The organism is Streptomyces griseofuscus (genome assembly GCF_014673495.1).
GTDB lineage: Bacteria > Actinomycetota > Actinomycetes > Streptomycetales > Streptomycetaceae > Streptomyces > Streptomyces murinus.
This window is the reverse complement of record NZ_CP051007.1, coordinates 147,509-162,941: the sequence shown is the minus strand read 5'-3', so window position 1 is coordinate 162,941 and position 15,433 is coordinate 147,509. Positions and strand designations below refer to the sequence as shown.

Sequence of the window (15,433 nt, the reverse complement as noted above, 5' to 3'; positions counted from 1 at the left end):
GAGCCGGTGGCGCGCCATGCCGAGGGCGCCTCGGTTGCGGCGCTTCCTCCGGTGTGGTGCGTGATGATTACGCCGTAATCACTCTGCTCCGCGACCAAGGGTTGACGGAGAGGGCGGACCGGTGATTACGGCGTAATCACCTCGCACCGGAGCTGACGCGGTAACAAAGAGGCTTAACTAACGTGTCGGTGAGGGAGATGATCACGCGCGTTAGTATGGTGTCTTCATGAGTTCGCCAGCCAACGATCGCGAGAAGGTCGTCTCCAAACTGCCGGGCTGGCTCCGGCAGAGCCTCAAAGTCAGAGCCGCTCAGTACGGCGTCGAAATCCAGGTCGCAGTCGAGCAGGGCATCACGGACTGGTGCCGACTGGCCTCCACCGCCGCAACCATCGATACCTCCGGCGCCGACTCCTTCTCCACCTTCCTGCCTTCCGGGCAGTGGGAGGAGTTCAGGCAGATCGCGACGGACCGACGGGTCTCGCTCATCCAGGGGCTTGCCCAGTCCGTCCAGCTCTGGCTCGACGCCAATCCCGCGCCGGAAGTCGAACGGCCCGAGATCACCCGCCGGATCATCGTCTGCAACCAGAAGGGCGGGGTCGGCAAGACCGCGATCACCGCAGGGCTGGGAGAGGCGCTGGCCGAGGACTCCGAAGCCCTGCACCCCGTACGGGTCGCCAAGGCGCTCACCAAGGCCCTGCGGGACAGTGAGACCCAGTCAGGCGACATGCCGCCGCTGGACGACCCGCTCGACATCGAGAACCTTCCCGGTCCGGGCCTGAAGGTGCTGCTCGTCGACTTCGACCCGCAGTGTCACCTCACCAATCAACTGGGCGCCACGCCGCTGCCCATGAACGGCGACAGCCTCACCAACCACATGGCGGGGGACCCCAAGGGCGACCTCCGCGACCTCATCGTCTCCATCGACGAGGACAACTTCGGCGGCAGGCTCCACCTTCTGCCCGCCTGCAACGACGCCTTCCTCCTCGACGTACGCCTGTCCGCCGTGCGGGCCCGTGAGGCCGCGCTCGAACGGGCACTCGCGCCGCTGGAAGCTGATTACGACGTAATCATCGTCGACTGCCCGCCCAGCCTCGGCCTGAGCATGGATGCCGCCGCCTACTACGGCCGACGCCGTGACGGGGAGAAGCCCGGCCAGTCCGGCGCGTTGATCGTCGTCCAGGCCGAGGACAGTTCCGCGGATGCCTACGAGCTGCTCACCACCCAGATCGACGACCTTCGCGGCGACCTCAAGGTCGACATCGACTACCTCGGCATCGTCGTGAACCTCTACGACTCCCGCCGCGGCTACATCGCCACCTCATCGCTCCAGGGGTGGGTCGACATAAAGGATCCACGCGTCGTCGGCCTCATCGGTGACCTGAAGGAGCAGAAGGAAGCCGTCCGGGTGAAGAAGCCCCTGCTGTCCTACGCGCCCAAATCGCAGCAGGCCGTGGGGATGCGGGCCCTGGCGAAGGAGGTCCTGTGAGCAAGGCCGACCAGCTGGGCAGTGGCCGTTTCGGCGGGGGAGTGCGCCCCATCAGCGCCCGCCGCCAGGCCGTGGCCGCCGCGACCGGGGTTCCCACCGAAGGCGTCGCGGCCCCCACGGAGCTTCCCGTTCACCGCATCAGCCCCAACCCCGACAACCCGCGCTCCGCTCTCGGGGATCTCACCGATCTTGTCGGCAGCCTGAAGACCCACGGGCAGAAGCAGGCGATCACGGTCATGAACCGTGATGCCTACGTCAAAGCCAACCCTGGGCAGGAGGGCGCCCTTGAGCCGGACACCACCCATGTCGTCGTGGACGGCAGCAGCCGCCTCGCCGCCGCCCGCGAAGCCGGACTCGCCACCATCAAGGTGATGGTCAGCGACGACCAGGGAGCCACCTCCGAGGAACTCCTCGAATCCGCTCTGGTCGCCAACATCCACCGTCAGGACCTGGAGGAGATCGACGAAGCGCGCGCTCTCCAGAGGCTGCTGGCCATCCACGGGAGTCAGCGAGCTCTGGCCAAGCGCCTGCACCGCTCGCAGGGCTGGGTGTCACAGCGTCTCGCCCTGCTCAATCTGACACCCGAGCTCCAGGCCCTCGTCGGGGAAGAGCCCATCGACCTGCTGCGCGCGGTCGGCAACAAGCCGGCCGATGAGCAGGAGGCGGCCTTGCGGGAGCTGAAGGCGGACCGGCTCCGCCGGGAGGAGGAGAGGTCTCGCGCGGCGAAGACTCAGCGCGAGCAACCCGCTGGGGGCGTGGCAGAGGGCATCACGGAGCCTCGCCTCGGTGATTACGGCGTAATCGCCGAGGCGCCGCAGAGGGCACGGGCGGAGGGCACCTCCGACAGTGTGCGGGGCGCGGACTCCGTTCCAGCCCCAGCCCCAGCCCCAGCCCCAGCCCCAGCACAGGCTCCGGCATCGGCATCGGCATCGGCGGAGCCGGGCGTCACCGATCGGTCGGTGGTTCCCAAGTCGGCGAGCAGGGAAGACGCTGGGGCTGTCGACGGGGCCGAGGAGGCTGCTCCCACGACGGTGCCGGTCCAGGCCACAGCCGCCGATACGACGGCCGGTGCGGGGGGATCACAGCCGAAGCGGTTCCCCTACGAGAACGGCACGGACGCGGCGTACTTCCTGATCCACAAGATGCCGCCGCAGGAGTTCGACAAGATGCTGGATCTGCTGATCAAGCACAGGGACAGCCAGGCCGTCCACGCTGGATGAACGCATACGGGCCCGCGGGCACCCTCGGCGACACCCCGACGCGGAGCTGGGCGCCGGGGTGATTGCCGGATGGTGAAGGAACACGTCCTGCGGACCGCACCTCATTGACGTGACGTACATGAGGTGCGGTCCGCAGGACGTCATGTCGCGCGTCGGAGAGGGATGACGACGTGCTCGCCGAGACGCTTGGGGTCGAGCCGGTAGTACCTGATATGGCCGATCCTCCCGGTCTCCTCAAGCCAGCCGGCTTCGATGACCTGCTTGCGGGTGCGGGAGAAGACGGGGGCTGCCATCCCGACCAGCTCCGCCAGGTTGGCGGCGGTCTCGAGGACCGCTCCGGAGCGGTCGGTCGGGTGGAGCGCGTAGAGCATGACGACGAGTCGCTGATTCGCTGTCATGCCTGCGGTCTTTTCGAGCAACTCGAGGTTCTGCTTCTTGTCGTCGCTGCTGTTCACTGGGCCTCCCACCGTGCAGGGATTTGGTCATCGAATCCGGGAATGTCCGGCGGGTTGCACGTCTTCACTGCTTCACGTTGTTCGAGCCCCGTTCCATGGAACGCGATGTAGGGGCTGATCCGGTAGAAGTTGTAGTTCCCGACGCGACCTCGGACAACCAGGATGCGATGCTTTACCAGCTTCCTGTTGATCTTGCCGACGGCGTCGGCGGACATCCCTACCCGCTTGGCGATGTCCGCACCGGTGGCCCGCAGCGGTTCCATCCCCTCGGGGGAGACTCCGATCCACCACAGGACGAGGAACTTCTGACTGGGTGTGAACGCCTTGGACTCGGTGATCGCCTCTACCCGCGCCTTGTCTACCTGTGTATGACGACCGGAGAAGGCGTACGGCGCATAGGGGACCGGCTCGCCTGTATCGGCGTCGACCAGCCTGCGTACTGCTCCCAATGAGCCCTCCGAGCGAGAGGTTGACTACCGGTTCACGAGGGGTGGCTGCGAGGCCGACCAGATGAACCTAACGTACATGAACGAGACGTCAATCAAGTCCGCCTGAGGGACGTGTCGTCTGCCTCCACGCTCATGTCGTACGGCGCCAGAAACCCCGGCTTTCGGGCTCTCCTCATGTACTCCACGTCAATCTAGGGCGTTCCTAGGAACCGGGTATCGGGTCACAGGATCTGGGCACTCAGTTCCTAGGAACGCCCTCCACGATCGTGAGAACTGCCTGCCAGTTCTCACGATCGTGGTCGTCAAGGGTGTCTATGCAGGTCAAACCGCGTTTGGCGGCCGCGCTCTCTTACTTGGGCAAGCAGCACCGCCGTCGGGGTCTCTGCCAACCCACTCAGGGCCCGCGTCTACGACCACTCGACACGACGTCAGGAACTACCCCGTTCCCCGCTTCGACGCATCACTGCTCCTGCCCACGACGTCCAGCCGGTTCACAGCCACCCCGCTCACACCTCAGCTCTCAGCGCCGTACGCCACCCCCTTCCGGAACGCCGGAACCGAGCAACCGCCCACCACGGCCCGCCGCTTCCTGGCGCGCACGGTCTGCGCCACGACGAAACGGCTGCGCGCCAGGAAGCGGCGGGGGAGCGGGGTCCAGGGGCCGGCGAAGGCCCCTGGCACCACGCGCCCGCACCACGTGCAGTCCCCACCTACGACCTCCGCTTCCCCTACGGGCAGTACCAGTCCATGAGCTCGGGGTTCTGACCTGCGGGTGGGGGCCCACAGGACCCGGCAGAAGACTTCTGCGGCGAGCGACTGAAGGCCAGCGACTCAACCAGGAGTTGATAGCTGGTGAGACTGAGCTCAGTCGCTCGGAGAAAGCCCAGGTCAGAGACACTCTCAAAGTCGATGAGCGACCCAAGCGACTGAAGTTCAGGGGATATCACTCAGTTCATAAGTGCCTGCGTTCGTCGCCATATGCAGAAGCCTTCAGTCGCTTCAGTCGCTGATCCTCAGGTACATGGACTCTGACCTGCGGATTGCTCAGCGACCGAGGCAGCGACCGAAGCTCAAAACGCAAGGGGTCGGTCGCTCGGAGAGGGTCGTGGGTCGCTGAGGTGGTTGCCACCAGTGACCGCAGCGGGGGCTGGGAAAGACAGGAAGCGTGGCTGAGACCGGGGAGGGGTTGCTGTGGCACACGCGCGCCTGACACGACGTCGAGCGGCATCGTCGTGGCGGGCTTTCGGTGGCGCGGGACCAGACGGGACTGGGGCTGTGGTTCAGTCCCGCTTCAGTCCCGCAGGCAAAATGCCTGTTCAGAGGCTTGTCTCGGTGCGGAACGGGACTGACGGGACTGACAGTGCTAGTTATACCGATCAGGCGTGCGCGTATGCGCGCGTACGTATGTAAGTAGTACTACGCGTGTTTTGTAGCTCATATATAGGACGTTGAGTCCCGTCAGTCCCGTCAGGGCAGCGTTGAGCCTTCTGACCTGCGGTTTTATCGACGGGACTGAAGCGGGACTGAAATGATGCCGGGTCCGTCGTGCTCTCTCGCCCACCGTGAGGTTCATGCTGTGCGGGGCTGACGGGACTGAATGTTCGACACGCGGTTGCTGAGGATGCTGCCAGGACGAGGTGTGCGCTAGCCTCTGATCGCAAACGGAAGCTTCAGTCCCGTCAGCCCCGTCGGTCCCGCCCGAGAGACGGAGGCGACGCGATGGACAGGGTGTCCGTGGGGTTGCTGCCCCAGACGAAGAAGAACAGCTAGGACAAGGACTCGCTAGTGCCCGGCCAGTGTGCGGCAGGCCCGTCAGAACCCCGCGGTGTCCTCCGCGTCGGAGGTTGTGACGAGCACCGCAGCCGTGCTGATCTCCCGTCATCCGCAGGGGCCTTTGCGCCGGGCGTGGACGAGGGACGCTCATGAGCGGTGCCGAGCCGGCGCACCTGGGCTCGGCGGCCGCCGAGCAGACCAGGCAGACGAGTCTCGATCTCGGTCTGGCTGGAGACCATGCGATGGTGCCCGCACAGGCGGGAAGCGACGGAGGCCGACGAGGCGCCCCGACGGGCCTGTTGCCGGACGAGCTGACGGACCGGGGCAACGCCAAGCTGTTCGCGCGCCTGTACAGCGATCGCTTCCGCCATGTGGAGGGCTTGGGGTGGTACTCGTGGGATCAGTACCGGTGGAAGCGCACCGGCGGCGAGAAGGGCGCGATGTGGGCAGCCGGTGACATGGCCGAGCAGATGCCGCGCACCGACCCGCACGGCACGTTCAGCAATCGGGAGCTGGCCGCGCACCGGCGTCGCACCCAGTCCACCGCGGGCGTGAAGGCCCTCCTCCAGCAGGCACAGGCGGCGCCGGGACTCAGTCTCGATCCGGACTCCATGGACGGCGACATCTACGCTCTGTGCACGCCGGGGGGAGTCGTCGACCTGCGCACCGGTGAGTTGCGCAAACCCGACCCGCTGGCGGACATGCACTCGCGTGCCACCACGGTCGGACCGGAGGACATGCCGCTGCCCCGATGGCACAGCTTCCTGCGCGACACCTTCGGCGACGATGCCAAGGGGCGGGAGACGATCGCGTTCCTGCACCTGCTGCTGGGCTACTCCGTCACCGGGGACGTGGGCGCGCAGATCCTGCCGTTCCTCTACGGGTCCGGTGCCAACGGCAAGTCCGTGTTGCTCGAGGTGATGATGCAGATCCTCGGGGACTACGCCAACGCGGCGCCGCCCGGCTTCCTGATGGAGAAGGGAAAGTTCACCGAGCACAGCACCGAGCTGACCGAGCTGCACGGCCGGCGCATCGTCGTGTGCTCCGAGCTCAAGCCCAACGACAAGTTCAACGAGGCCCGCGTCAAGCTCCTGACGGGTGGCGACACCATCACCGCCCGCCGCATGCGCCAGGACTTCTTCACCTTCCGGCCGACCCACAAGCTGTGGCTCCTGGGCAACCACCGGCCCGAAGTCGGCACCGGCGGCTACGCGTTCTGGCGCCGCATGAGGATCATCCCGTTCGAGCGGAAGGTCCCCGATGAGCTCAAGATCGACAACCTCGCTCAGGAACTCGTCCGTGACGAAGGCCCCGGCATCCTGCACTGGCTCATCCAGGGCGCCCAGCACTACCTGGCCACCAGGGACCCGCTGCACGGACCGGCCAGCGTACGGCTGGCCACCGAGGCCTACGAGAAGACCGAGGACCACATCGGCCGGTTCATCGCCGAGCGCTGCACCAAGGGCGAGGGCGGCCAGCCCAATCCCGAGCTGCGGGTCGAGCAGAAGCTCCTCTACGCGTCGTACGGACGCTGGTGCTCGGAAGAGGGGATCCGCCCGGCCACGAGTCGTGCCTTTGCCAGCCGGATCCGCCAGGAGCTCGGCCTGGCCTCCCCGGCAGAGATGATCAAGAACAACGACCGCAAGCTCTATCCCGGCCTGGCCCTCCTCGCCGACGCCGCGACGGAGCCCGGCCCATGACGGCACGGGTGGAGTCCGGCGGCAACCCGGTCAGGACTCTTGCGATAATGGCCCGCACCAGACGACCAGCGGTGAGCGTGCCGCACGAACCGGCCAGAGGCCGGCCCACGGGACAGGAGGGTCCGCGGCCATGAGCTCGATGCTGCAGGACAGCCAGCTCACCGACGAGAGCGAAGTGGTCTGGCTGGAGGACCCGGAAGACCTCGACTACGTCCGGCAGGCCCTGGACAAGGTCCCCACCCGCAAGGGCAAGCCCCGTTACTCGCGCGACGGCCGCCTCATCGGCTACACCAACCTCCATCCGGGCGCCGCCAGCGACCCCGACTCCGGTCTCTTCGCCCGCCGTGCGTTCTTCCTGCTGCCCCACGACCGTGACAAGGAGCCTCAGGGCCCGTACTCGGTAGGAGCTCCGGGCGAGGCGGTCGACCCTCGCACCATCGAGCCGGGCAAGGTCGGAGCCAAGACTCTGCGGTCGCAGAAGGGCCGCACCGCGGAGATAGCGGCGGCCTCGGGATGAGCGGCATCGACCTGGGCGCGCACGCACCACGGGACTGACGGGACCGGCCCGTCGGGAAGGCCGTAGGCGGGCTGAGACCAACAGGCCGAGCTGCTCGCGGAGGATGCCGATTCCTCAGTCCCGTCAGTCCCGTGGCTGCGGGCGGCGTGCTTCGGCGACTGGACGGCGTCGGCACGCCGCTCTCCGTGTGGTTCTCGGTGAGCGGCGTGCCGTGTGGTGCGGAGAGGGCAGGATTCGAACCTGCGTGGACCCCTGAGGATCCGACCTTGAGGCGTGCTCGCTGGTCCCCGATCAGCCACTCCGGGCACCTCTCCTCGCTCCCGACCTCCGTGGTTTCCGAGGTCGTTCACGTGAAAGAGAGTGGCACGGGCTCCTGACACGGGGCTGACATTCCTCCGTGCCTCACCATGGGCGAGCTCCGCGGGTGAGGTCAGCCGCGTTCGGCCATTGCCTCGATGCCCGCCACCAGCAGGTCCAGGGCGTAGGCGAAGTCGAGGTCGAGCATCTCGTTGACCGTGTCCCCACCGCGGGCCGCCACGAGGTGCCGGGACTCCTCCACGGCCTCGGCGGCCACCGGGGTCTCGGCCACCATGGCCAGGGCCTGCTCGTGGTATTCGTCGGCGTTCAGCCCGGAGTCCGCGATCCGGGTGGAGATGTGCGCCTCGGTCATGCCGTAGCCGTAGACGAACTGGAAGACCGCCGAGATGGCCCCCATCACCCCGCGCGGGGGCAGCCCCGCCCGGCGGACCACCCGGAGGATCACGCGGGAGAAAGCCAGTGCGTTCGGACCGATGTTGAGGAAGCGGCCCACGAGGGGCGACAGCCAGGTGTGGCGCACCAGCAGCGCCCGGTACTCGGCGGCCAGCATGCGCAGCTGGTCGCGCCAGTCCTCGTCCGCGGCATCCGGGTCGGGCAGCCGCAACTCGCCGAACGCGGCGTCCAGGACGAGTTCGAGCAGGTCGTCCTTGGTGTCGACGTACCAGTACAGGGACATCGCGGTGACGTTCAGCTCCGCGGCCAGCCGCCGCATGGACAGCTTCTCCAGCCCGTCGTGGTCCAGCATCCGTACGGTCACATCGGTGATCCGCTGCCGGTCGAGGCCGGAGGGCTGGGCGCTGCGTCCGCCGCGCCCGGACTTGCCCCCCTGCAACCACACACTGGCCCGCACCGACCGCGTACCTTGCTCCACCACCGGTGCTCCTCCTCTTGCGACCACGGCCGAGTTCTCCCACCTTAGAGGCGTGTGACTGTCATGCGGTCACCCGTTCGGCCCGCCGCAACAGCCCCGCCGCCAGGAATCCTCCGGCCAGCACGGCAACCGCTCCGACCAGCTGGCCGGCGTTCAGGCCGGAGGCCAGCGACTTGCCCGAGGCGACGGAGGCGCTGAGCACGGCACCCAGTACGGCCACGCCGAGACCGTTGCCGAACTCGGCGAGGGTGCCGTTGACCCCGGCCCCGATACCGGCCTTCTCCGGCGGGATGGAGCTCATGATGGCGTGTGCCATGGCCGGGTTGGCGATCGCCGCTCCCATGCCGATCAGCACCAGGCCCAGCAGGGTTCCGACGTACCCTCCGGAGTCGAGCTCGGCGATCGCGACGAGCCCCGCGGCCATCAGCACCATGCCGAGCACGATGGACAGCGGTGTGCCCAGCTTGCCGGAGAGCTTGGCGGACAGTCCGGTGAAGTTGAGCAGGATCACCGTCACCGCGAGCGGAGCGGTCCGCAGTCCCGCTTCCAGCGGGCCGTATCCGAGCACGAACTGGAGGTGCTGGGTCAGCAGGAACATCGCCCCGCCCATGCCGAACATCAGCAGCAGGGCTCCGGCGACCGCGCCGGTGAACCGCCGGTTCCGGAAGAAGTGCAGGTCGAGCATCGGCTCGGCGACCTTGTTCTCCCACCAGGCGAAGGTACCGAGCACCAGCACCGCCACCGCGGCCGCGCCGAGCACGCGCGGCGAGGTCCAGCCGTGGCCAGGACCGGAGATGATCGCGAAGACCAGCGAGGCCATGCCGATGGTCGACAGCAGCGCGCCGAGCAGGTCGGGGCGGCCGCTGCCGGGGCTCTTGGACTCCGGTACGAGCACGACCACCGCGATCAGGGCCAGCACCGCGACCGGGATGTTGATGAGGAAGATCGCTCCCCACCAGAAGTGGTTCAGGATGAAGCCGCCGATGAGCGGACCGCCGCCGAAGCCGAGCGCGTTGATCGCGCTCCAGATGCCGATCGCCTTCGGCTGCTCCTCGGCCGTGAAGATCTGCATCACGACGGCCAGCGTGGTGGTCAGCAGCAGCGCGCCGCCCACGCCCATGCCGGCCCGCGCGGCGATCAACTGGGTGGTGGAATGCGCGAGTCCGGCCACGAGCGAGCCGATGCCGAACAGGGCGAGACCGATCATCAGCATTTTCTTGCGGCCGTAGCGGTCGGCGGCGCTGCCCGCGGTGAGCAGCAGGCCGGACTGCACCAGGGAGTAGGCGTTGATCATCCACTGGATGTCCGAGGTGGCCGCGTGCAGCTCGCGGGTCAGCGAGGGGATGGCCACGTTCAGAACGGTGTTGTCCAGCAGGACGGTGAGCTGGGCCAGACAGATGACGCCGAGGATCACCCAGCGCTGGGGATGACCTTGGGAAGTAGACATGCTGTACACCGTAGAAGGGTCCTTCTACGGTGTACAGCATATTTTCGGTCAGGGCCAGAGCAGGGTGCCGGCCGCCAGGCAGACCGCGGCCACGACGACCACCATGGCGGCGAAGGTCAGCCGGGGGCTGTCCGCCAGCGGGGCCCAGGTACGGAGCGGGTCCTCGACCAGGCGCTTCGACGCGTACGACAGCAGCAGCGCCGCCGCCACGATGCCCAGGTGCACGGGGAGGGTCTGGGCGCTGCCCGGCATGGCGAGGGGCACCAGCATGAGCAGCGGCCAGTGCCACAGGTACAGCGAGTAGCTGATGCCGCCGAGCACCTGGACGGGCTTCGACGAGGTGAGCACGGTGTGCCACTGCCGCGGTGAGCGGAGCCCCGCGGCGATGACCAGGGCCGCGCCCAGGGCCGGGACCAGTGCGGCGGAGCCGGGGAAGGGCGTCCTGCCGGTGAAGAGGAACGCCGAGCCCAGGATCGCGGCGAAACCGAGCAGCGAGGCCGCGTTGGCCGCGGTCGTACGCAGGGCGAGCCTCGACTCGGCCAGCACGATCAGCGCGCCGAGCACGAACTCCCAGACGCGCACCGGGGTGATGAAGTACGCCGGGACCGGGTCGGTGGCCGTGAGGTGGACGCAGTAGAGCAGTGAGACGACCCCCAGGCCCGCGACGCTCGCCAGACGCGCCCAGGGCGCCCGCAGCTTGAACAGCAGCAGGAGCAGCAGCGGCCAGCACAGGTAGAACTGCTCCTCGACCGAAAGGGACCAGTAACTCGCCACCGCGGTGACCTTGGTGACGTCGATGGGGTGTGCGCCGAGCAGCCAGTTCTGGGCGTACAGGGCGCTGGCCATGACCTGGTGCGCGTTGTCGGCCCAGCTCTCGCGCGGGGCGAGGACGCGCACGGCGACGACGACGCAGAGCAGTACCAGGCAGGCGGCGGGGAGCAGACGGCGTACCCGGCGTGCGTAGAAGTGCGCGATCCGGATGCGGCCGGTGGTCTCGATCTCGCGGACCAGCCGGCTGCTGATGAGGTAGCCGGAGATGACGAAGAAGACGTCGACACCGACGAAGCCGCCGGAGAGCAGGGTCGGCCATACGTGGGTGAGGACGACGAGCGACACGGCCAGGGCGCGCAGGGCCTGGATGTCGGGGCGGAAGCCGGTTGCCGCGGCGGTGGTGCGGCTCGGTCTGGAAAGTGTCGTATCCGGGCTGGACATGGCGCTCCTGGGGCACTGGGCGTGGGTGGTCGCGCCGGGCGGACGAGAGGTCTCGTGGGCTGCGCGCCCACCGGCACGTCGTGCGTGAGGGCCGAGGGCGAGAGGAACGCTGCCGGGCCGTTCGTCACTATGGGCGTGGCGGCTAGAGAACCGTTCGAGGGCGCGCTCATCCGCACGGCGGGTGTCCCGGCGGGACGTGCCGGTGGCGAAGCGGTCTTTCGGAATCCGGTCCACCGCCGGTCCAGAGTCGCTCAAGTCGCCTCGGGTACGGGGGCGGTGGTACGGCGGCCGAAACCGTGGCGGAAAGGCGGCCCCGCCGCCGTGTGGAGCTCCGGCCGGTCCGCCGTTCCCCGGACGCGGAATGGAATGCTCCCGCACCCGGTCCACCTGTGGTCGATGCTTCGCTAGTGTGTTCCTGTTGTTGAGTCGCTTCGGTCGCTGACGGGGGAAAGACATGGCCGATGAGCTGAGGATTTCGCACAGCGACTCACGGCCTGTTCCCGCCGCGGCGGGCGCCTCGCGGTCCCTCGCCGCCGACCGGCGGTGCGCCGGTCGCGGCCGGCCGGTCCATCCACTGGCTCGGGGACGCGAGACGCCCGCAGGCACCAGCGCGAACTGCCGTGAGTCGCGGCCCACTTCTCGGGCATGCCGCTGCCCTGCGGCCGTCCGGCGGGTGGGGCACCGGGCTTCGGGAGGGCACCGCCGGACGTACTTCTCCGGCTCGGGCGGCGGCCGGGCGCCGGGCCGGCGGATCGGCATACGGGTGCGGGGCGGCCACATCGCCGCGCCGGGCACCGCGGCAGAGGGCACCGGGGCAGCCGTCCGCGTGTCCGGGCCCAAAGCGGCCGGGTTCGGCGGCTCGAGCGGCCGCGGCGGTCTCGGCGCGGGGCGTACCCGCCCGCCGGCTCCCGGAGGCCGGCGATGACCCGTGAGCGCGGCAACGCCGTCTTCGACGCGGGGGCGGCCGCGCCGCGGACACTGGCCCGGCCCGTGACCGCGGTGCGTTCGGTGGGCGGGGACGGTCTTCAGGCGGGGGAGGCCACCGCCGACGGATTGTTGCCGGACACGTTGAGCGATCGGGGCAATGCCAAGTTGTTCGTGAGTCTCTATGCGGACGACTACCGGCACGTTCCCGGTCTGGGCTGGTTCCGGTGGGACGGCACGCGGTGGCAGGTGGACGAGGACGACACCGTCCTGTGGGCTGCCGGGGATCTGGCCGAGTTGCTCGCCAGCACCGATCCGCGGGGCGTCCACAGTGCGGCGGCGTTGCAGCGGCACCGGCGGCGCGCGCTGAGCACGAGCGGGATGAACGCGATGCTGACGCAGGCGAAGTCCGCGCCCGGCATGGTGCTCAACGCGGCGTTACTGGACGCCGATCCCTACGCGCTGTGCACCCCGGCGGGCATCGTCGACCTGCGCACGGGGCAGACCCGTACGTCTCATCCGGACCGGGATTTCCATTCCTGTTCCACGGCTGTGGCTCCGGAGGCGGTGCCGACGCCTCGGTGGGTCCGGTTCCTGACCGACACCTTCGGAGAGGGGGCCGAGGGCCAGGAGATGATCGGCTTCCTCCAGTTGCTGCTGGGGTATTCGATCACGGGTGACGTGGGCGCGCAGGTGATGCCGTTCCTGTTCGGTTCGGGCAAGAACGGCAAGTCGGTGCTGCTGGATGTGCTGATGAAGCTCCTCGGTGACTACGCCGATGCCGCGCCTCCGGGATTCCTGATGGCCCGGCCGTACGAGGGGCATCCCACGGATCTGGCCGAGTTGCACGGCCGTCGGGTGGTCGTGTGCAGCGAGGTGAAGCCGGGGGACCGGTTCGACGAGGCCCGCGTGAAGCTGCTGACGGGCGGGGACCGCATCAAGGCGCGGCGGATGCGGCAGGACTTCTTCAGTTTCCGGCCCACCCACAAGCTGTGGCTGCTGGGCAACCACCGGCCCGAAGTGGGCACCGGCGGCTTCGCGTTCTGGCGCCGGCTGCGCCTCATCCCGTTCGAACGCGTCGTTCCCGACGACCGGAAAGTCGACAACCTCGCCGACATCCTCGTCACCGAGGAAGGCCCCGGCATCCTCAACTGGCTGATCGTGGGCGCACGGCGCTACCTCAGCGGGGAGAAGGACCTCACGGGGCCGGAGCGGGTCCGGATCGCCACCACCGCCTACGCGGAGACCGAGGACCACACCGGCCGGTTCCTCGGCGAGTCCTGCACGATCGAGCCGGGTCTGAGAGCGGAACAGACCCAGCTGTACGCGGCCTACCGGGCCTGGTGCCAGAACGAGGAGGCCCCGGCCGTCTCCTCCCGCGCCTTCGCGGCGCGGGTCCGTGAGCTGGTCGGCCTGGCATCGCCCAAGGAGATGATCCTGTCCAACCAGCGCAAGTACTATCCGGGCATCGGACTGGTCGCCGCCGAGGAGACGGCGTAGGCGCTCCCAACCGGCTTGGTACGCCCGCGCGTCGGCCGCGTCCGAGCGGGCTCGGCGGGTGTCGCGGACGTGAAGGCGGCGGACGGCAGACCGCAGTCGGCCGCCAGGTCGGCGGCCCGCCTGAGGAACGCGGTGCCGGTGGTGTCGCCGAGGGCGTCGAGGGCGTCGGCCGACGCGGCCAGGCCACGGGCCAGCTCGACCCGGTCCTTGCAGCGCCGTGCCTCGCCGACGGCAGCGGCGAGGGTGCGCACGCGCTGGTCGGGGGTGTCGGTGGCGGCGAGCAGGCGCAGGGTGACAGCCCGGTGCCGGGGGCCGCCGGCGGGGACGGCGAGTTCCTCGGTGAGCAGGGCGCGGGCCTGGCCCGGCCGGCCGCAGCACAGCAGCGCTTCGGCGATGTCGATGCGCCAGGGCACGTACGGCAGCCGGCCGCAGCCGCGCCGGCGGGCCAGGCGGGCGGCGGCCAGGAACGTGCCGAGGGCTTCCTGGCGGCGGTGCGTGGCGAGCTGGAGCCGGCCACGCGCGCGCAGCAGCGGCAGGCAGGACCGGCCGGAATCAGCCTCGGCCCGGTCGAGACGGGCGGCGGCTTCGCCGAACCGGCCCAGGGTGATGAGGACCTCCGCGTGTACGGCGGTGGGCCACAGGTGCAGCGAGGCGCAGCGGTTCCCCATGGCGTCCCGTGCCGCGGCGGCTTCGTGCCCGGCGGCGGCGAGGTCGCCGAGCTGGAGGAGGGCTTCGGCACGCAGCGTGCGGAACGCGGCCGCCCACGCGGGGGTCTGGGCCTGCGGGTGGAGCCGTGCGCACCAGGCGGCGGCCCCGTCGGGGACGCCGTTGTGCAGCAAAACGCGGGCCGCGTGGAGCAGGGCCGGGTACGCGGCCGGGGCCACGGTGGTGGAGCGCAGCAGCCGTTCGGCAGGGCGGGCGTCGCCGGGCCGGACGGTGGGGTGACCGGTGTGCCAGTGGGGCGACGCGCAGCGGCCGCCGTGCGCGGGCCGGGCGGATCGGGGAGTGCTGCCTTCGGGGCCGTCGGACCGCTGCGGCCGGAAGGCGCGTCGGGTCATCGAGGTGGACTCCATTGGGTCAGTGAACCCGACGGCTGCGGCGGGGAACAGCAACCTCAAGCCGCTCTTGAACGGTTCTCTCGCCGCGTGGGGGAGAGCGGGGCAGCGACCGGGCGCGGCTCGGTCGCCCCGTGAAAGGGCCAGGCCACGGCGGGATTCCGCACGCGGCATGCCGGCGCGTACGGGCGGCACGTTGCGGAAGTTTGAGTCGCTTCGGTCGCTGTTCGGCCGCTCGTGGGCGCCTGACCTGATGTTTTACCGGTCCGTTGGCCGAGCGACCGAACGTCGCACGGTCACTGTGGGCCGGGAACGGTCGCTGACGACTTGCACGGCTTGACGCGTCCTGCCGGGCCTGGTGTCAGAATGAGGAGGTCCCGGCTGTCTCGTCCCGGTCCTCCGCGGCCCGGTTCGTGAACGGGTCGGACTGTATCGCCCGAGGAGATGGTCCTGTCCAACCAGCGCGAGTACCACGCGGGCAGCGGACTGGTCGCCGACGAGGAGAC

At 69.2% G+C, this 15,433-nt stretch carries 11 protein-coding genes and 1 pseudogene; 5 read left to right on the top strand and 7 right to left on the bottom strand.

Annotated features, from left to right (window positions below; all coding sequences use genetic code 11):
* Positions 1 to 226 precede the first annotated feature (226 nt).
* Positions 227 to 1,486, top strand: coding sequence for a ParA family protein (locus HEP81_RS39740; protein WP_011113179.1), 1,260 nt, complete (start codon positions 227 to 229; stop codon positions 1,484 to 1,486).
* On the top strand, positions 1,483 to 2,706 hold the full coding sequence (locus tag HEP81_RS39735; protein ID WP_037659251.1) for a ParB/RepB/Spo0J family partition protein: 1,224 nt from the start codon (positions 1,483 to 1,485) through the stop codon (positions 2,704 to 2,706). The genes HEP81_RS39740 and HEP81_RS39735 overlap by 4 nt, the downstream gene beginning before the upstream one ends.
* 140 nt (positions 2,707 to 2,846) lie before the next feature.
* Here the strand turns inward: HEP81_RS39735 and HEP81_RS39730 are convergent, their stop codons facing one another.
* Positions 2,847 to 3,104, bottom strand: a complete 258-nt coding sequence (locus HEP81_RS39730) for a hypothetical protein (RefSeq protein WP_051850404.1) — start codon at positions 3,102 to 3,104, stop codon at positions 2,847 to 2,849.
* 53 nt (positions 3,105 to 3,157) lie between these two features.
* Positions 3,158 to 3,610 carry a helix-turn-helix domain-containing protein gene (locus tag HEP81_RS39725; RefSeq protein WP_011113176.1) on the bottom strand — a complete coding sequence of 151 codons (453 nt, stop codon included), beginning with the start codon at positions 3,608 to 3,610 and terminating at the stop codon, positions 3,158 to 3,160.
* A gap of 1,922 nt (positions 3,611 to 5,532) precedes the next feature.
* Here HEP81_RS39725 and HEP81_RS39720 point away from each other — a divergent pair.
* Positions 5,533 to 7,083 carry a DNA primase family protein gene (locus tag HEP81_RS39720; protein ID WP_037659245.1) on the top strand — a complete coding sequence of 517 codons (1,551 nt, stop codon included), beginning with the start codon at positions 5,533 to 5,535 and terminating at the stop codon, positions 7,081 to 7,083.
* A 130-nt stretch (positions 7,084 to 7,213) separates the two neighbouring features.
* The gene (locus tag HEP81_RS39715; RefSeq protein WP_011113174.1) at positions 7,214 to 7,600 is read left to right on the top strand and encodes a DUF6009 family protein; all 387 of its coding nucleotides are present in this window, start codon (positions 7,214 to 7,216) and stop codon (positions 7,598 to 7,600) included.
* A 219-nt stretch (positions 7,601 to 7,819) separates the two neighbouring features.
* On the opposite strand, the pseudogene HEP81_RS39710 reads toward HEP81_RS39715, so the two are convergent.
* The 4 genes and pseudogenes from HEP81_RS39710 to HEP81_RS39695 all read right to left on the bottom strand — a co-directional run bounded on the left by HEP81_RS39710 (position 7,820) and on the right by HEP81_RS39695 (position 11,448).
* Positions 7,820 to 7,914: pseudogene (locus tag HEP81_RS39710) on the bottom strand.
* 116 nt (positions 7,915 to 8,030) lie between these two features.
* Complete coding sequence (locus tag HEP81_RS39705) at positions 8,031 to 8,792, bottom strand: TetR/AcrR family transcriptional regulator (protein ID WP_381129899.1); 762 nt, start codon at positions 8,790 to 8,792, stop codon at positions 8,031 to 8,033.
* Positions 8,793 to 8,850: 58 nt separating this feature from the next.
* Positions 8,851 to 10,236, bottom strand: a complete 1,386-nt coding sequence (locus tag HEP81_RS39700; protein WP_181393160.1) for an MFS transporter — start codon at positions 10,234 to 10,236, stop codon at positions 8,851 to 8,853.
* Between the two features lie 48 nt (positions 10,237 to 10,284).
* Positions 10,285 to 11,448 carry an acyltransferase family protein gene (locus tag HEP81_RS39695; protein ID WP_051850400.1) on the bottom strand — a complete coding sequence of 388 codons (1,164 nt, stop codon included), beginning with the start codon at positions 11,446 to 11,448 and terminating at the stop codon, positions 10,285 to 10,287.
* 921 nt (positions 11,449 to 12,369) lie between these two features.
* On the opposite strand from HEP81_RS39695, the gene HEP81_RS39690 reads away from it, so the two are divergent.
* Complete coding sequence (locus HEP81_RS39690; protein WP_037659243.1) at positions 12,370 to 13,872, top strand: DNA primase family protein; 1,503 nt, start codon at positions 12,370 to 12,372, stop codon at positions 13,870 to 13,872.
* Here the strand turns inward: HEP81_RS39690 and HEP81_RS39685 are convergent.
* Positions 13,830 to 14,930, bottom strand: coding sequence for a hypothetical protein (locus HEP81_RS39685; RefSeq protein ID WP_157854507.1), 1,101 nt, complete (start codon positions 14,928 to 14,930; stop codon positions 13,830 to 13,832). The two genes, HEP81_RS39690 and HEP81_RS39685, sit on opposite strands and share 43 nt — an antisense overlap.
* Positions 14,931 to 15,433: the final 503 nt, after the last annotated feature.